Here is a 17203-nt window from a genome sequence, read left to right as displayed (position 1 = left end):
GTGCCAGCATCGGAGCAGTACGCCAGCGTCCGCTACCTCGTGGACGACGTCGGGGCGGCCGTGGACTTCTACACCGGTCATTTCGGCTTCACCGTCAACATGCGCTCGCCCGCCTTCGCCGACGTGACGCGGGGGCCGCTGCGGCTGTTGCTCTCCGGGCCGGCAAGCTCGGGGGCGCGCGCGACCCCAACGGATTACGCGGCCGCCGGGCGCAACCGCATCCACCTGGTCGTGCAAGACCTGGACGCGGAGATCGACCGGCTGCGCGGGGCGGGACTGTCGTTCCGCAGCGAAGTGGTTGCCGGTCCCGGCGGACGTCAGATACTGCTCGCCGACCCGGCTGGAAATCTGGTGGAACTGTTCCAGCCCGCAGGGCAGGGGGCAGGGTAACGGCGCCCGTCTTCAGCTGCCGCCCAGGCTTTTGACGTACGCATACGCCTCGTCGACGACGCTGAGCCACTGTTGCCCGGCAGCCGACGCGTCGCCGGCAGCCGACGCGTCGTCGGCGATCGCCGGGAAGGCCACCCATTCCTTCATCGTCCGACGTCCCATGGTGACCGGTTCCGCCGCTCCGGAAGCAACAAACTCTTCCGCGCGCTGCCGCGGAACCTTCACGATCAGCCGGCCGCCGTGGCCGAGGAACGCGAAGATCTTTCCGGCCAGCCTCAGCCCGTCACTGCGGAACATCGTGCCGCGTTCGACCAGCGGGTCATCCGCAAACCGGCGGGCGAGAGTCTCCAGCAGGACGAGGCCCTGGTCGCCGTCTGATGGGGAGGCAGGCGTCATGGCTTCGTCCCGGCGTCAGGCTCGGATGAAGATGGCGGATGCGGCCGCGGATTCGACCATGAGGTCGCTCATGCCGACCACAACGTACCAGTACGTTCGTCCCCGGACGGCGCCCGTGTCCACGAACCTTTCGGGATTGCCGCGGCGGCGGTGCACGCGCCGGAGGGCTCCCGCCTGCGAGGGAATGAACGCCGCCGCGGCGCCGTCGGACTCCCAGCGGTAGATGGCATAGTGCCTCGGCAACGTCCCGCTCGTCGCCCCCCGCCAGACGAGTTCGACGCCGGTTCCGTTCCACCGGGCGCTGACGATCAGCGGCGAGTAGGGTCGCTGGGCGCCCAGGTGGGACATCACCGGGGTCATCGCCACGCGCCGGTAGAACTTGTCCTGGACGAGGCCGATGCCGCCCAGCCGATTGGCCCGGACGGACTTGGCGGAGAAGTAAACCTGGCCGCGCACCGCCGGCGTGGCCCGGCATTTCGCCGTGTGGTTGTAGAGCTCGCGGGGGTCCTGCCAGTCGGCCCCCTGGGCGGGGTCGCCCACCTTGTAGGCCGCCTCGCCGATGTAGAGCTTGCAGGCCGTGCCGCCCACCTGGGCCGCCCACCAGTTGACCAGGGTGTTGTAATCGGCAGCCGGGTTCCCCTGGTGCCAGTACAGCTGCGGGACCACGTAGTCCAGCCAGCCTTGTTTGACCCAGAGCCGGGAGTCGGCGTACGTGGCGTCGTAGCTCTGCAGGCCGGAGGTGGCGGAGCCCAGGCTGTCGGTCGATCGGTTGCGCCAGATGCCGAAGGGGCTGATGCCGAACAGCATCCGGGGTTTGGCCGCGAAGATCGCGGCGCTGAGGTCGCGGACGAAAGCATTGACGCTGCGCCGCCGGAAATCCGCCACGCTCTCGCCGGCCAGCCGGTAGGCATTGTAGGCAGCGGAGTCCGGGATGGTTTGCCCCGCGACCGGGTAGGGATAGAAATAGTCGTCGAGGTGGACGCCGTCCACGTCGTACTTGGCAACGACTTCGGTGATCACCTTGATGATGTAGCTGCGGACGGCGGGGATGCCGGGGTTGTAATAGCGCCGGCCGCCGTAGGCGAAGCTCCAGCCCGGGTTTTTCCGCGCCGGATGCCAGGAGATCAGGTCCGCCGGGTCCGCCGTCATGGACACGCGGAACGGGTTGAACCAGGCGTGCAGGTGGAGGTTGCGGGCATGCGCCTGGCCGATCGCGTAGGCCAGCGGATCGTACCCGGGATTGCGCCCCTGGGTGCCGGTCAGGTAGCGGGACCACGGCTCTCCCGCCGTCGACGGCCAAAAGACGTCGGCTGCGGGACGGACCTGCAGCAGCACGGCGTTGAGGTTCCGGCTGCGGGCAAGGTCCAGCCAGCTGCGCAGTTCGGCCTGCTGAACGGCCGCCGACAGGCCGGGGCGCGACGGCCAATCGATGTTCAGCACGGTGGAGAGCCAGAAGCCCCGGAACTCGTGCTTGGGCGCGTCCGTGACCCGCGCCCGTTCACGGGCGGTAATGCGGTAGACCCGGTTGATGACCGCCGCCGCGAGGCTGACCTCCAGCGGACCGCCGGGGGCCGTTGCCGCGCGGGAGAGGCCGCCGCCCAACAGGCCTGCCGCGCCGAGCACGGTGAGGGCGGTCGCCGTCGTGAATTGGCGCCGGGAGACAGCGCCTGGGGAACCGGAACCGCTGCCAGTCATGGCCAGCCCTGCCTCACGCGAACCTGATGGTAGCTCCACGATACGCCCGCATTCGTGCCGCCGACAGTGGCGGAAACCGTGATGCCGACAGTGGCAGAGACCGTGACGCGGGCCGGCGGGTTGGCCGTGGCCGGGCCGGCACCAGGGTGTGCCGCAGCCCGTGTGTTCAACGCAACGAGCGCCGGGGCAGCGGGCCGGAAACGCCTGCCGCGCCGGCTCGGGTTGCCCGCCGGGCGGACAACCGGGGGATATCCATTGTCAGGACCATGGGGTATGAAGGGAACAGGGACCACAACCGATCATCAGGAGTTTGCACATGGAAGTTTGGCCGGGAGACGCCTATCCGCTGGGGGCCACGTATGACGGCAACGGCACCAATTTCGCCGTGTTCAGCGAGGCAGCGGAGGCCGTTTTCCTGTGCCTGTTCGACGACGACGGGGCCGAGACCAGGATCGAGCTCAAGGACGTCGACGGCTACGTCTGGCACTGCTACCTTCCGCAAGTCCAGCCGGGACAGAAGTACGGCTTCCGGGTGGACGGGCCGTACGACCCGGGCCAGGGGCAGCGCTGCAATGTTAACAAGCTGCTGCTGGACCCCTACGCGAAGGCCGTCAGCGGCCAGATCGACTGGGCCCAGCCACTGTTCGGCTACAACTTCGGGGACGAGGACTCCCGCAACGACGAGGACTCTGCCGGGCACATGATGCTCGGCGTCGTCGTGAATCCGTTCTTTGACTGGGACGGCGACCGCAAGCCGCGCACCCCCTATCACCGCTCGGTGATCTACGAGGCCCATGTGAAGGGCCTGACCCAGCTGCACCCGGAAATCCCGGAAGAACAGCGCGGTACCTACGCCGGCATCGCGCATCCGGCGGTCATCGGGCACCTGCAGAAGCTGGGCGTCACCGCGATCGAGCTGATGCCGGTCCACCAGTTCGTCAACGACAGCACGCTTCAGGAGAAGGGGCTGTCCAACTACTGGGGCTACAACACCATCGGCTTCTTCGCGCCGCAGAACACCTATTGTTCCTCCGGGGACACCGGGCAGCAGGTGCAGGAGTTCAAGGCAATGGTCCGGGAACTGCATCTGGCGGGCATCGAGGTGATCCTCGACGTCGTGTACAACCACACGGCCGAGGGCAACCACCTGGGCCCGACGCTGTCCTTCCGCGGACTCGACAACGCGGCCTACTACCGGCTGGTCGAGGACCAGGAGCAGTACTACATGGACTACACCGGCACGGGAAATTCGCTGAACGTGCGCCACCCCCATTCGCTGCAGCTGCTGATGGACTCGCTGCGCTATTGGGCATCGGAAATGCACGTGGACGGCTTCCGCTTCGACCTTGCCTCCACCCTGGCCCGGGAGTTCTACGACGTGGACCGGCTGTCGACCTTCTTCGAAATGGTGCAGCAGGATCCGATCGTGTCCCAAACCAAACTCATCGCCGAACCGTGGGACATCGGCCCGGGCGGCTACCAGGTGGGCAACTTCCCGCCGCTGTGGACCGAGTGGAACGGCCTGTACCGGGACACGGTCCGCGACTTCTGGCGGGGCGAGCCCTCAACGCTCGGCGAATTCGCCTCCCGCATCACCGGCTCTTCGGACCTGTACGAGGCCACGGGGCGGCGCCCGGTTGCCTCCATCAATTTCGTCACCGCCCACGACGGGTTCACGCTGCGGGACCTGGTGTCCTACAACGAGAAACACAATGAGGCCAACGGCGAAGACAATAACGACGGCGAATCGCACAACCGCTCGTGGAACTGCGGGGTGGAGGGGCCCTCCGACGACCAAGCGGTCCTCACCCTGCGCGCCCGCCAGCAGCGGAACTTCCTGGCCACCCTGCTGCTGAGCCAGGGCGTGCCGATGATCGCGCACGGGGATGAGCTGGGACGCACGCAGCAGGGCAACAACAACGTGTACTGCCATGACTCGGAATTGTCCTGGGTGGACTGGAACAACGTGGACCAGCCGCTGCTCGAGTTCGTGGCCACCGTCAACCGGTTAAGGGCCGAACACCCGACCTTCCGGCGGCGCACGTTCTTCGACGGGAAGCCGGTCCGCCGGGGCCAGGGCGAGCCGTTGAGCGACGTCGTCTGGCTAACCACGGAGGGAACTCCGATGGAGCCCGAGGACTGGGACGAGGCCCTCGGCCGCTGCATCGGCGTCTTCCTCAACGGCCAGGGCATCCGCGGGCGCGACGACCGCGGGCAGCGGATCACGGACGAGCACTTCCTGGTGTACTTCAACGCCGCCGACGACGACGTGCCGTTTGTGCTGCCGCCGCGGGAGTACTCGGCGGCCTGGGACATCATCATCGACACGGCCGGCGGCGACCAACTGCCCGGCCCGCTGACGGCCGGAACGAAGGTGCCGGTCGCCGCCAAGTCCACGGTGGTCCTCAAGGCCCACACGGCGCCGGAAGAAGAGCCCGACCACTCGGTCGCCGCCTCCGTTGCCGCGATGGCCGAGGCGGAGCGGGCGGCCGGGGCCGAGCCGGACGGGGCCGAGCCGGACGGGGAACCCGGGCAGCAGGGCGCCGGGAGCGAGACGGGGCAGGTGAAAGGATGAGGGCCCCGGCGTCGACCTACCGGCTGCAGATCAGGGAATCGTTCACGCTCTATGACGCCGCCGAACTGCTGCCCTACCTGCACCGGCTCGGCGTCGACTGGGTATACCTGTCGCCCCTGCTGACCGCGGAGCCGGGGTCCGACCACGGCTACGACGTTGTCGACTTCAGCGCGGTGGATCCGGCCCGGGGCGGGATCGACGGGCTGCGGGCGCTCTCCGCCGCCGCCCGGAAGTACGGAATGGGCGTCCTGGTGGACATCGTGCCGAACCACATGGGCGTGGCCACGCCGGCCAACAACCGCTGGTGGTGGTCGCTGCTGTCGGAGGGCCGCGGCTCCCGCTATGCGGAAGCGTTCGACATCGACTGGGACGCCGGCGGCGGCAAGCTCCGGCTGCCCGTGCTGGGCGACGGCGACGCGGAACTCGAGGCGTTGGAGCTGGCCGACGGCGAGCTGCGCTACTACGACCACCGCTTCCCCCTCGCCGAAGGGACCGGCGACGACGGCGCTACCGCCCGCGAAGTCCATGAGCGCCAGCACTACCAGCTGGTGAACTGGCGGCGGGCCGATGCCGAACTCAATTACCGCCGGTTCTTCGGCGTCAACTCCCTGGCCGGGGTCCGGGTGGAGGTGCCGTGGGTCTTCGACGAATCCCACGCCGAGATCAAGCGCTGGTTCGACGAGGGCCTGGTCGACGGGCTGCGCGTGGACCATCCCGACGGGCTGGCCGACCCCAAGGGCTATCTGCAGCGGCTGCACGAGCTGACCGGCGGCGCCTACGTCCTGGTCGAGAAGATCCTGGAGCCGGGGGAGGAGCTGCCGGCCGACTGGGCCTGCGCGGGCACCACCGGGTACGACGCGCTGGCGGACGTGGACCGGCTGCTGGTCGATCCCGACGGGCGGGAACGCCTCACCGACGCCGCCCCCGTCCAGCCCTACCAGCACATGATCCACGACACCAAGCGGGGCATTGCCGACGGTATCCTGCGCTCCGAGGTGCTGCGCCTGGCCCGGCTGGTTCCCGCCGGCACCGGCCTGGATTTCGAGACGGCGGCCGATGCGATCGCGGAACTCCTCAGCTGCTTCCCGGTGTACCGGAGCTACCTCCCGGTCGGGGCGCAGTACCTCGAGGAAGCCGGAATCGCCGCCCAGGTCCGCCGTCCCGACCTGGCCGACGCCGTCACCACCCTGCTGCCGCTGCTGAATCCGCAGGGAGTGCTCACCGAACTCGCGGTGCGGTTCCAGCAGACCTCCGGCATGGTCATGGCCAAGGGAGTGGAAGACACCGCGTTCTACCGCTACACCCGCCTGACCTCCCTGAACGAGGTGGGGGCGGACCCGTCGATCTTCGCGGTGGAGCCGTTCGAGCTCCACACCCGGTTGATCCGCCGGCAGCAGGAACTGCCGCTCGCCATGACCGCGCTGTCCACCCACGACACGAAGCGCAGCGAGGACACCCGGGCCCGCATCTCTGTGCTCGCGGAACTGGCGGACCAGTGGCCGGATTGGCTGGCGGAGCTCGACCGGCTGGCACCCTTCGGGGACCTGCCGTTCGCGGACCTGCTCTGGCAGACGGCGCTGGGAGCATGGCCGTTCAGCCGGGCACGGGCCCACGCTTACGCGGAGAAGGCCGCCCGGGAAGCAGGCAACAGCACCTCGTGGATCGCCCCGGACCATGACTTCGAAAAACAACTCCACGCCGCCGTGGACGCGGCCTTCGACAACCCGGAGGTGAACCGGCTGCTGGTCAACCTGGCGGAGAGGATCAAGCCCTTCGGCCGGAGCAACTCCCTCTCGGCCAAGCTCATCCAGCTGACCATGCCCGGAGTGCCCGATGTCTACCAGGGCACCGAGTTCTGGGACCACTCGCTGGTGGACCCGGACAACCGCCGGCCGGTAAATTTCACCGCCCGCCGCCGGGCGCTGGACGACCTGGACCGGGACGGGACGCCGCCGGTGGACGACGGCGCGGCAGCCAAACTGCTGGTGGTCGCCCGGGCGCTTCGGCTGCGTCGCGACCGGCCCGAGCTGTTCACCGGCTACGAGGTCGTCCCGGTCCGGGGCGCCGCGGCCGGCCACGCCTTCGGCTTCGACCGCGGCGGCGCCATCACGCTGGCCACCAGGCTCCCGGTGCGGCTGCAGCGCGACGGCGGGTGGCGGGACACCGCCGTCGTCCTGCCCGCCGGACGATACCGCGATGTGCTGAGCGGGCGGAGCCATGCTGGCAACGGCGTCCTGCCGTTGGCCGGCGTGCTGACGGAATTGCCGGTGGCGCTGCTGGTGCGCGAACAGGAGGAGACGTCATGAGCCGGGACTTCGCGGTGTGGGCTCCGCGTGCCGGAAGGGTGGAACTGCAGGCCGGCGCCGCACGGCTGCCGATGCAGGGCCCGGACGACGCCGGCTGGTGGCGTCTGGCAGACCCCGCCGCCGCGCCCGAGGGGGAAAGCGACTACGGCTATCTGCTGGACGGCGGGGACGCGGTGCTGCCGGATCCACGCTCGCGCCGGCAGCCGGACGGGGTGCACGGGATGTCCCGGACCTTCGACGCCGGGGCCCACGCCTGGCAGGACCAGGACTGGGTTTCGCCGGGGCTGGGCGGGGTGATCTACGAACTGCACATCGGCACGTTCACCTCTGAGGGCACGCTGGATTCCGCCGCGGCCAAGCTCGACTACCTGGCCGGGCTCGGGGTGGATTATGTGGAACTTCTGCCGGTCAACGCGTTCAACGGCACCCACAACTGGGGCTACGACGGCGTGCTCTGGTACGCGGTGCAGGAGAGCTACGGCGGGCCGGCCGCCTACCAGCGGTTCGTGGACGCCGCGCACGCCAAGGGCATCGGCGTCATCCAGGACGTGGTCTACAACCATTTGGGCCCCAGCGGAAACTATCTGCCGCGGTTCGGGCCGTACCTGAGCAGCGGCAGCGCCAACACCTGGGGCGAGTCCGTGAACCTGGACGGGCCCGGATCGGACGAGGTCCGCCGCTTCATCATCGACAACGTGCTGATGTGGTTCCGCGACTACCACGTGGACGGCCTGCGGCTGGATGCGGTGCACGCGCTGCGGGACGAGCGCGCCGTGCACATCCTCGAGGAGATCGCGGCGGCGACGGACGAGTGTGCCGCCGAGCTGGATAAGCCGTTGTTCCTGGTCGCCGAGTCGGACCTCAACAACCCGCGGCTGATCGAGTCCCGGCAGGTGAACGGCTACGGCCTGGCCGGCCAGTGGAGCGACGACTTCCACCATGCCGTGCACGTGAACCTCACCGGCGAAACCAGCGGCTACTACGCCGACTTTGCCGGACTGGGGGCGCTGGAGAAGGTGCTGCGGGACGGCTTCTTCCACGACGGCGGCTACTCCTCGTTCCGGGAACGGCACCACGGCCGCCCGATCGACAAGGACCGGGTGACCGCCCGGCAATTGGTGGTCTGCACCCAGAACCACGACCAGATCGGCAACCGTGCCACCGGAGACCGGCTCACCGGCACCCTCGGCTACGGGCAGCTGGCGCTGGCCGCCGTACTGAACCTGATGTCTCCGTTTACGCCGATGGTGTTCATGGGTGAGGAGTTTGCGGCGTCCACCCCGTGGCAATTCTTCACCTCCCATCCCGAACCGGAGCTCGGCGAGGCAACCTCCGCCGGCAGGCTCAAGGAGTTCGAGCGGATGGGCTGGGACCCCGCGGTAGTGCCCGATCCGCAGGACCCGGCGACGTTCCACAACTCAAAACTGGACTGGGCCGAGCCCGGCACGGGCGACCATGCCCGGCTCCTCGAGCTCTACACCCGGCTGATCGCCCTCCGGAAGCAGCATCCGGAGCTGACGGAACCGGACTTCGCGTCCGCGTCGGTGGAGTCCCAGGCGGAGGAGGGCTGGCTGATCCTGCGGCGCGGCTCCTTCGCGGTCTGCTGCAACTTCTCCACCGAGCCGAGGCGGCTGCCTGTCGGGCCGGGCACGCTGGTCCTGGCCACCGACGACGGCGTCAGGCTCGCCGCAGGGGGCAACGGCGGCAGAACAGGGTCTGCGTCCGGGGACGGCGCCGCGCTCGGAGCCGGGGACATCGCCGGCACAGCCGGCGGGACCGGGTCCGCGGAGGCCGCAGCAGCCGGCCCGCTGATGCTGCCCGCACACTCGGCCGCCATTGTCCGCGGCGGCCCCACCCGCTGAACCGAGGGGATTGCATGATCCGTGCCTGGTCCCCGGAGGACATCCGCGCCGCCGAACGGCCGCTGCTGGACGCCGGGCAGGGGCCGCTGCTGATGGCACGCGCCGCGGCCGGACTCGCGGCCGCCGTCGTCCGGGACCTGAAGCGCGTCCGGGGCCGGGTTTATGGCGCCCGGGTGGTGGTGCTGGCCGGCAGCGGCAACAACGGCGGCGACGCCCTCTTCGCCGCTGCTTCGGTGGCCCGCCGTGGCGCCATGGCGACGGCGGTGCTCACCTCGGAGCGGGTGCATGCGGCGGCGCTGGCCGCGTTCGAGAGGGCAGGAGGATCGGTGCTGCGGCTGGCGGCGGAAGGAGCCGGCGAGGGCCGGGCCCGCCAGGCCCCGAAGGCTGGTGAGGCTCCGCAGCTTCGGGAGGCCGCACGGGTCATCGGCGAGGCGGCCGCGACCTGTTGTGCCGCCGACGTGTTGGTCGACGGGATGTTGGGCACCGGCGCGTCCGGGGCATTGCGGGGACCGGCCCGGGAGCTGGTTCAAGCGGTCCTCGAACCGGAGCCGGGCCGCCGCCACCCGCGGATCGTGGCGTGCGACCTGCCCAGCGGCGTCGACGCCGAAACCGGCGAGGTGAACCACCCCGTGCTGCCGGCGGACCTCACGGTCACCTTCGGCGGAGCCAAGACCGGCCTGATGCTGGATCCCGCGGCGGCGCTCGCCGGTCGGGTGGAAACGGTGGACATCGGCATCGCGGACCTCCTTCCGGCGCCGCGGCTGCGGCGGCTCCAGGTACAGGATCTGGCCCGCTTGTGGCCCGTGCCCCGCCGAACCGACCACAAGTACACCCGCGGGGTGCTCGGTGTCGCCGCCGGCTCTGCGTCCTATCCCGGGGCTGCCCTGCTCGCGACCCAGGCGGCCGCCGCCACCGGCGTGGGCATGATCCGCTACCTCGGCCCGGCCGAGGTGTGCCGCCAGGTCAACGTGCTGACCCCCGAAGCCGTCTGCTCGCAGGAGTCCGTCGCCGCCTCCCGCGTTCAGGCGTGGCTGGTGGGGCCGGGAACCGACGGCGACGCGGAGCAGCGCCGGCGCACCAGGGACGCCCTGGCGTCCGGGCTGCCGGTGATTGCCGACGCCGGTGCCTTCGACGTGTTGCCCGCGGAGCCGGGACCCCGGGTGGTCCTGACGCCGCACGCCGGCGAACTGGTGCGCATCCTCTCAGCCCAAGGGGTGGAGACCGACCGGGAGCACATCGAGGCGGCCCCCGCGGAGTTCGCCGCGCTGGCCGCCGGGCTCACCGGGGCCACCGTCCTGCTCAAGGGCTCCGTAACGGTGATCGCCGCCCCGGACGGCGCCCTGTTCAGCCAGGACGACGGGCCGGTATGGCTGGCCACGGCCGGTTCGGGCGACACCCTGGCCGGGATCCTCGGCGCGCTCGCGGTGACCGTCCGGACCGAAGACCTGGAGGCGGCCGGTTTCGCCGCGGCCGAGCACGGGGCGGTGGTGGCTGCCATGGCCGCCTGCCTGCACGGGCTCGCCGCGACGGAGGCTTCCACGGAGGCATCCATGCGGGACGGCGCAGGGCGGGAGGTCGGGGCCCGGCCGCAGCCTCGGGGGACGGAGAGCCGCAGCGGGCGGCGCGCAACGCCGTCGTCGTCACCGGGCGCGCCCCTGGCCGCCTCCGCTATCAGCGCCGCCCTCCCCGCGGTTGTGGGCAGGATCATTGCCGGTAGGGACCGGTAGCCGCACGATGGCATGATGAGGGGATGGCGTATGAGGCTGCAGAGAACCGGTACCAGAACATTCCCTACCGCCGGGTGGGCCGCAGCGGGCTGAAGCTGCCCGCCGTCTCGCTGGGCCTCTGGCACAACTTCGGCGACGACAAGCCGTTCGAAGTGCAGGGCGCGATCCTGCGCCGGGCCTTCGACCTGGGGGTGACGCACTTCGATGTGGCCAACAACTACGGCCCGCCGGAGGGCAGCGCCGAAACCAATTTCGGCCGGCACATGCGCCAGGATTTCCTGCCCTACCGGGACGAACTGGTGATCTCCACCAAGGCCGGCTACCTGATGTGGCCCGGCCCGTACGGCGAGTGGGGTTCGCGCAAATACCTGCTCTCCAGCCTGGACGCCTCGCTGAAGCGGATGGGCCTGGACTACGTGGACATCTTCTACAGCCACCGGCCCGACCCGAACACGCCGCTGGAGGAGACGATGGGCGCGCTGGACCAGGCCGTCCGGTCCGGCAAGGCCATGTACGCGGGCATCTCGTCCTACACCCCCGAGCAAACCCGGGAGGCTGCACGGATCATGCGCGCGCTGGGGACCCCGCTGCTGATCCACCAGCCCTCATACTCGATGCTCAACCGCTGGGTGGAAGGCGGCAGCCCGAACCTGCTGGAAGTCCTGGAAGACGAAGGCATGGGTTGCATCGCGTTCTCGCCGCTGGCCCAAGGCATGCTCACCGACCGCTACCTGAACGGCATCCCTGGTGACTCCCGTGCCGCGCAGGACAAGTCGCTGTTCCCGCAGATGCTCTCCGACGAGAATCTGGACCGCGTCCGCGGACTGAACCAGTTGGCGGCGGACCGAGGCCAGTCGCTGGCGCAGCTGGCCATCGCCTGGGTGCTCCGCCGGCAAGCCAAGGGCGCCCCGGTCACCTCTGCCTTGATCGGGGCCTCGAGCGTGCAGCAACTGGAGGACAGTCTCGCCGCCGTGGCCAAACTGGACTTCACGGCCGAGGAAGCAGACGCGATCAACCGGTTCGCGGTGGACTCCGACATCAACATCTGGAAGCCGCAGGGCTAAGGGCGCCAAGGCCTCCAAATGCGGTTTCCGATCCGACTGGCCAAGGATCTTATTGATCAGGGGAAAAACCGCGTGACGGGGTACCCGGCGATACCTGTTTCCACTACGCTGTAGGGGTGCCGACCGCACCGCAGGGGCACGGCGCGGGGCACCGGAGGCAGGATCCTCCCGAGGGATGGCAACCTCAAGTAACCACTGTTGGGCCGGGGGCAGTCCCGTCTTTTTTCCGGCACCAGTGAGCGGCAGCGGCGATAGGAAGCCGGGGGGCCCGCCAGGCCGCTCATCGATGACAGGCGGACGCGCCTTCCGCGTTCCCGGCCTCCCGGAAAAGCACGGAAGCACTCTCAGTAATGAAAACTTCAGCAAGACTGCGCGTGTGGTTGATGATGACCGGCGTACTCCTGGGACTTCTCGCGTCAATCGGCGTAGCGGCACCGGCCGGTGCCAGCAGCGTGGCGGTACCTGCTTCGCATTCCGACCACGATTACGGCGACCACCACGACGACGACGCCACCCTGAAGCTGCGCATTTATGATGACGGCGATTACCGGGTAAGGGGCGAGGACTACGAAGCGAGGCGCGTCCACGTGTGGATCATCAACGTTTCGCGGGACCGCGTTGTGGATCATTTCTACGTCCGGACCCATGACGGCGACTTCACCATCCGTGGCGACGACCTGCGCTGCGACAGGACGTACAAGGCCGTCAGCTACAGCCGCGCCGACGGATGGGTGTCGAGCGACCGCGTCAAGTTCCGGTGCGACGACGACGACCACGGCCACGGCCACGGTCACCACTAGGAGATCACCCTTAAGGTAGGTATCCCAACGGTGGGGAGGGACGGGGCTCTCCCGGACCTCTTCACCGTCCTGAGCCACAGCATCACTTAAAACGGCAGTGAGGAGCCGCAGGCCCGAAAACGGCGCCGGCGGCTCCTCACCGATGTGGTCCGGTTGTGACCCGGTTCTAGGCGAACCAGGTATCCGGCGGACCCAGGTAGAGCAGCGAGCCGAAGACGGCGGCAACGGCTGCTATGACGACGGCGATGGCCGCCAGCGGGCGGGCGAGCACGGCGGCCTGCAGCTTTTCGAGGAAACCGTGCGGGGCGTCACCGCCTGCGCCGAGCCGCCAAACGTCGCCGAGCAGGCCGTGGCGGTCCATCGACTTCTCGACGGGAATCGTCGCATACGGAATGGCGGCAGAGACCACGGCCAGGATGCCGCGGCCTGCCGACCACCTTTGGTTCACCCAGGTGAAGCAGGTGCTGACGACGTAGCAGAGGAAGACAAAGCCGTGCAGGCCGCCCGCGATACTGACCGCCAGGCGTGCTTCCGGCACCAGCGCCCGCAGGAGCAGGGCCAGTAACAGCAACGTCCACGTCACCGCCTCGGCGAAGGCGACGGTACGGAACAGGGTACGCGGAGACATGCACGTCCTAGGAGACTAGTTGGCTGCGGCAATCGTGCCGTGGGTGTCCTCGGGGGTAGGGCACCCCCACTAATTTAGCCGAGGACCCGGCCACACCCGAAATGTTTCTGCACACAAGGCAACTTTGCATGGTGTGCAACTTAGCCCTACACTGGCCCGATGAGCGCACAAACTCCGGTTCCCCTGGAAGGGCTCCGTGAACGAAACAAGGCGGCTACGCGCGGCGCCATCACCGCGGCCGCCTTGCGGCTGACCAGGGAACAGGGGCCGGGCGGCTTTACGGTGGACCAGGTGGCAGCAGAGGCGGGCGTTTCGCGCCGGACCTTCTTCAACTACTTCCCCTCCGTCGAGGCGGCGGTCACGCGGCCGGTGGAAGAATTTTTGGCCGAGTCCTTCAAGCGGCTCGATGAGCGCCCGGACGACGAACCGATCATGGACGCGGTCCTGGCCACTTTCGGCGGGGAGATCAGTCAGGGCCGGCTTGCGCTGCTGTGCGAGATCTACCAGATGGGTATCGACGACGCCCAGTTGGAGCGCGTGCAACTGCAAGCCTGGAGCCAGGCCAGGCAATCGCTCGAAGACGGACTGCGCCCCCGGCTGCCGGAGAACGCCGGCGAGCTCATGGTCACGGCGCTTGCCGGTTCGCTGATCGCCTGCGCTCAGGCGGCCATGCGCATGGCCGCCACCCAAACCCCCGCCGGCGGGGCACCCGAACCGTCGGCCTTCCGCCAGCAGTTGCTCGAGAGCCTTGACATGCTGCGCAGCGGCTTCAACCCCCACTCCAAGGACTGACCCCATGGCCTCACTGCTCTACAGACTCGGTAAGCTCGCCGCGCGCAAACGCTGGTGGTTCGTCTCCATGTGGCTGGTGGTCATGGTCGCCGTCGGCGGATCCGTCGCTGCCTTCATGGGCACCCTCTCCAACAGCTTCACCATTCCCGGCACTCCCGCCCAAGCGGTTGCGGACGACCTGCGGGAGAAAATGCCGGCCGCCTCGGGCGGCCTCGGCACCATCGTGTTCACGACGGCCGACGGCCGGGCGTTCACCGCGGGGCACCAGGACGCCATTGCGGCCATCGCCGCGGACCTCACGAAGCTGGACGCGGTCAAGAACGCCACGAACCCGGTGGAATTGCAGGCCGCCCTGGACAATGCGCCACGGACGATCGCCGCCGGCGAAGAGAAGCTCGACGCCGCCGCACAACGGCTTGAGGACGCCCAGGCCGAGCTGGACGCGGGCAAGGCGCAGTTGGAGCCGGGCCTGCAGCAGCTGAAGGCGGCCGAGGCACAGATCGGGCAGCTGGAGGCAGCCGGCCAGGCGGCGATGGCCGAGCAGGCACGTGCCCGGCTGGAGCCGCAGCGGGCGCAGCTGGAAACGGCACGGGCCCGGTTGGCGGAAGCCGAACGCCGGCTGGCAGACGGCCGGGCGGAGTACGAGTCAGGCGTCGCCGATCTGGAGGCGGGGAAGCTGCGGCAGCAGTCCTCCGAGGGGCTGCGGTTCGTATCCGGGGACGGCTCGGCCGCGTTCATCCAGGTCCAGTTCGAGCAGGGCATGATGGAGGTTTCGAAGGAGGACCGCGAACAGGTCCAGGAGGTCACCGAGGCCGGCCTGGTGCCGGGACTGCGGGCGGAGTACAGCAAGGACATCGTCGAGGACATCTCCAGCCTGTTCGGAGCCGCCGAGATCATCGGCATCGCGGTCGCCGCCGCCGTCCTGGTGCTCATGCTCGGCACGCTCATCGCGGCCGGACTGCCGCTGCTGATGGCGATCGTCGGCGTGGGGGTCGGCGTGGGCGGCACCATGGCGCTCAGCGGTGTCATCGAGATGAGCTCGGTTTCGCCGGTGCTGGCGCTGATGCTGGGCCTGGCCGTGGGCATCGACTACTCCCTGTTCATCGTCAACCGCCACCGCACCCAGCTGCTCTCCGGCGTGCCGCTGATCGAATCGATCGGCCGGGCCACCGGCACCTCCGGCAACGCAGTGCTTTTTGCCGGGCTCACCGTGATCATCGCCCTCGCCGCGCTGGCGGTGCCGGGCATTCCGTTCCTGACGGTGCTGGGACTGGCCGGAGCCGCCACCGTGGCGGTCGCCGTCGTCGTCGCCTTGACCTTGACCCCGGCGATGCTGGCCATCATGGGCAGGCGCATTCTCTCCCGACGCGCATGGGCCAAGGCCGGCCTGCCCGGCCCGGCCGCCGCCGACGCAGAGACCACGACGAGGGTGGCGGACTTCCACAACGACCCCAAGCGCAGCTGGGGCAAGACGGTGACGAAGCACCCGTGGCTCGCGCTGGCCGCGGGCGTGGCGGTGCTGGGCCTGATGGCGGTGCCGGCCGCCGAGCTGCGGCTGGGCCTGCCGGACGGCAGCTCCGAGCCTGCGGACTCTACGGCCTACCAGTCCTACCGCCAACTGGGCGAGAGCTTCGGCGAGGGAATCAACGGCCCGCTCATCGTGGTGGCCGACCTCCCTGCGGGCATGGAAGGGACCGGGACCGACGAGGCGCTGCTGCGGCTATCGCAGGAGCTGCGGTCGATGGACCACGTCGCCGCAGCCGTTCCGACCGGCACCAGCGGGGACGGGCGCACCGCCGTGCTCCAGGTCATCCCCGCAGAGGGCCCGGCGGCCGAAAGCACCGAGGAGCTGGTCCATAACCTCCGGGCGCAGGCCGGTGCACTCGAGCAGGAGACCGGCATCGCGATCTCCGTGACCGGGCAGCCGGCGATGCAGATCGACGTCTCCGACAAGCTGGCGGACGCCATGCCGGTCTATCTGGCCATCGTGATCGGGCTCTCGCTGATCCTGCTGCTGCTGGTCTTCCGCTCCGTCCTGGTGCCGCTGCTGGCCACCGCCGGTTTCCTGCTGTCACTCGGGGCCAGCTTCGGCGCCGTGGTGGCGATCTACCAGTGGGGCTGGCTGGGCGGCATCTTCGACGTCCACGACCCCGGGCCGATCCTGAGCTTCCTGCCGATGATCATGATCGGCGTGCTGTTCGGCCTGGCGATGGACTACCAGATGTTCCTGGTCTCCGGCATGCGTGAATCCTATGCGCACGGCGAGGACGCCAGGGCCGCCGTGGTCAGCGGCTTCAACCACGGCGCCAAGGTAGTCACGGCCGCGGCAATCATTATGGTCTCCGTGTTCGCCGGGTTCATCTTTTCCCACCTGACCATGGTCCGGCCGATCGGCTTCGCGCTGGCCCTGGGCGTGCTGCTGGACGCGTTCGTGGTGCGGATGACGCTGATCCCGGCGGCGATGCACCTGTTCGGCAAGGCGGCCTGGTGGATGCCGGCCTGGCTGGACAAGGTGCTCCCTGACGTGGACGTGGAAGGCGCCAAGCTCGCGCAGCACGCCCCGCGGCCCGAGCAGGCCGAGGCGCAGCCCGCCGGGGCGCGCTAACGTCCCGGACGGGCCCGGGGGTGCCGGCCTCCGGCGAGCCGGAACGATTCGTCCAGCAATTCTTCGAGATTGCCGGGTTCGACTTTGTCCAAGCGCATCAGCACCAGCAGCCGGGAACGCTCGTGGTGCGGGGTCCAAAAGAAGACGTCCGGAGCCGTCGCGGCCAGGGCGTCGCGCTCGTCGGACTTGACGGTCAGCACGCCCGGCTCCCACATCCGCGCCATCAGCGACTTGGCGAACCAGGCGGGCTGGCCCCAGCTGAGCCGCTCGGTGACGCCGGGCAGGGCCAGACAGAGGCGGCGCACATCGTCCTCGGTGGGCATGTCCTCACCCTGCCACGTGCGGCGCCGGCGGACCAGCCTC

General features: G+C 69.3%; 13 protein-coding genes. 9 read left to right on the top strand and 4 right to left on the bottom strand.

The window, feature by feature from the left end; genetic code table 11:
* Entirely contained in the window at positions 1–390 is a 390-nt protein-coding gene (locus AC5RUH_RS08780; RefSeq protein WP_494049558.1) for a VOC family protein, read from the top strand.
* 12 nt (positions 391–402) lie between these two features.
* Here AC5RUH_RS08780 and AC5RUH_RS08775 read toward each other — a convergent pair whose 3' ends face one another.
* Positions 403–786 (bottom strand): hypothetical protein, encoded by a 384-nt coding sequence (locus AC5RUH_RS08775; RefSeq protein ID WP_494128370.1) that lies wholly within the window; start codon positions 784–786, stop codon positions 403–405.
* A 15-nt stretch (positions 787–801) separates the two neighbouring features.
* Entirely contained in the window at positions 802–2481 is a 1680-nt protein-coding gene (locus AC5RUH_RS08770) for a glycoside hydrolase family 10-like protein (protein ID WP_494128369.1), read from the bottom strand.
* A gap of 316 nt (positions 2482–2797) precedes the next feature.
* Between AC5RUH_RS08770 and glgX the strand changes: the two genes are divergently transcribed.
* The 6 genes from glgX to AC5RUH_RS08740 all read left to right on the top strand — a co-directional run bounded on the left by glgX (position 2798) and on the right by AC5RUH_RS08740 (position 12815).
* Positions 2798–5056 carry a glycogen debranching protein GlgX gene (gene glgX, locus AC5RUH_RS08765; protein ID WP_494128368.1) on the top strand — a complete coding sequence of 753 codons (2259 nt, stop codon included), beginning with the start codon at positions 2798–2800 and terminating at the stop codon, positions 5054–5056.
* Positions 5053–7362, top strand: coding sequence for a malto-oligosyltrehalose synthase (treY, locus tag AC5RUH_RS08760; protein ID WP_494128367.1), 2310 nt, complete (start codon positions 5053–5055; stop codon positions 7360–7362). Before glgX ends, treY begins: the two co-directional genes overlap by 4 nt.
* On the top strand, positions 7359–9224 hold the full coding sequence (gene treZ, locus AC5RUH_RS08755) for a malto-oligosyltrehalose trehalohydrolase (RefSeq protein ID WP_494128366.1): 1866 nt from the start codon (positions 7359–7361) through the stop codon (positions 9222–9224). Before treY ends, treZ begins: the two co-directional genes overlap by 4 nt.
* Before the next feature lie 14 nt (positions 9225–9238).
* A complete protein-coding gene (locus tag AC5RUH_RS08750) occupies positions 9239–10951 on the top strand; it encodes an NAD(P)H-hydrate epimerase (protein WP_494128365.1) in 1713 nt (570 codons plus the stop codon).
* A gap of 23 nt (positions 10952–10974) precedes the next feature.
* Complete coding sequence (mgrA, locus tag AC5RUH_RS08745; protein ID WP_494012667.1) at positions 10975–12015, top strand: L-glyceraldehyde 3-phosphate reductase; 1041 nt, start codon at positions 10975–10977, stop codon at positions 12013–12015.
* 350 nt (positions 12016–12365) lie between these two features.
* Complete coding sequence (locus tag AC5RUH_RS08740) at positions 12366–12815, top strand: hypothetical protein (RefSeq protein WP_494025453.1); 450 nt, start codon at positions 12366–12368, stop codon at positions 12813–12815.
* 166 nt (positions 12816–12981) lie between these two features.
* Here AC5RUH_RS08740 and AC5RUH_RS08735 read toward each other — a convergent pair whose 3' ends face one another.
* Complete coding sequence (locus AC5RUH_RS08735) at positions 12982–13443, bottom strand: DUF3817 domain-containing protein (protein ID WP_494128364.1); 462 nt, start codon at positions 13441–13443, stop codon at positions 12982–12984.
* 159 nt (positions 13444–13602) lie between these two features.
* Between AC5RUH_RS08735 and AC5RUH_RS08730 the strand changes: the two genes are divergently transcribed.
* Entirely contained in the window at positions 13603–14235 is a 633-nt protein-coding gene (locus AC5RUH_RS08730; RefSeq protein ID WP_494025454.1) for a TetR family transcriptional regulator, read from the top strand.
* 4 nt (positions 14236–14239) lie between these two features.
* Entirely contained in the window at positions 14240–16840 is a 2601-nt protein-coding gene (locus tag AC5RUH_RS08725) for an MMPL family transporter (protein WP_494128363.1), read from the top strand.
* Here the strand turns inward: AC5RUH_RS08725 and AC5RUH_RS08720 are convergent.
* Positions 16837–17163 (bottom strand): MmcQ/YjbR family DNA-binding protein, encoded by a 327-nt coding sequence (locus AC5RUH_RS08720; RefSeq protein ID WP_494128362.1) that lies wholly within the window; start codon positions 17161–17163, stop codon positions 16837–16839. The two genes, AC5RUH_RS08725 and AC5RUH_RS08720, sit on opposite strands and share 4 nt — an antisense overlap.
* Positions 17164–17203: the final 40 nt, after the last annotated feature.

It is taken from the genome of Arthrobacter sp. Y3223166 (genome assembly GCF_059090935.1).
Note: the sequence above shows the minus strand (reverse complement) of the source record. Positions and strands in the feature narration are given on the sequence as shown.

What these genes read in the sequence shown, in the direction of transcription:
- AC5RUH_RS08775 (WP_494128370.1), bottom strand. Translation starts at nt 786, where the DNA reads ATGACGCCTGCCTCCCCATCAGACGGCGACCAGGGCCTCGTCCTGCTG.
- AC5RUH_RS08770 (WP_494128369.1), bottom strand. Translation starts at nt 2,481, where the DNA reads ATGACTGGCAGCGGTTCCGGTTCCCCAGGCGCTGTCTCCCGGCGCCAA.
- glgX (WP_494128368.1), top strand. Translation starts at nt 2,798, where the DNA reads ATGGAAGTTTGGCCGGGAGACGCCTATCCGCTGGGGGCCACGTATGAC.
- treY (WP_494128367.1), top strand. Translation starts at nt 5,053, where the DNA reads ATGAGGGCCCCGGCGTCGACCTACCGGCTGCAGATCAGGGAATCGTTC.
- treZ (WP_494128366.1), top strand. Translation starts at nt 7,359, where the DNA reads ATGAGCCGGGACTTCGCGGTGTGGGCTCCGCGTGCCGGAAGGGTGGAA.
- AC5RUH_RS08750 (WP_494128365.1), top strand. Translation starts at nt 9,239, where the DNA reads ATGATCCGTGCCTGGTCCCCGGAGGACATCCGCGCCGCCGAACGGCCG.
- mgrA (WP_494012667.1), top strand. Translation starts at nt 10,975, where the DNA reads ATGGCGTATGAGGCTGCAGAGAACCGGTACCAGAACATTCCCTACCGC.
- AC5RUH_RS08740 (WP_494025453.1), top strand. Translation starts at nt 12,366, where the DNA reads ATGAAAACTTCAGCAAGACTGCGCGTGTGGTTGATGATGACCGGCGTA.
- AC5RUH_RS08735 (WP_494128364.1), bottom strand. Translation starts at nt 13,443, where the DNA reads ATGTCTCCGCGTACCCTGTTCCGTACCGTCGCCTTCGCCGAGGCGGTG.
- AC5RUH_RS08730 (WP_494025454.1), top strand. Translation starts at nt 13,603, where the DNA reads ATGAGCGCACAAACTCCGGTTCCCCTGGAAGGGCTCCGTGAACGAAAC.
- AC5RUH_RS08725 (WP_494128363.1), top strand. Translation starts at nt 14,240, where the DNA reads ATGGCCTCACTGCTCTACAGACTCGGTAAGCTCGCCGCGCGCAAACGC.
- AC5RUH_RS08720 (WP_494128362.1), bottom strand. Translation starts at nt 17,163, where the DNA reads ATGCCCACCGAGGACGATGTGCGCCGCCTCTGTCTGGCCCTGCCCGGC.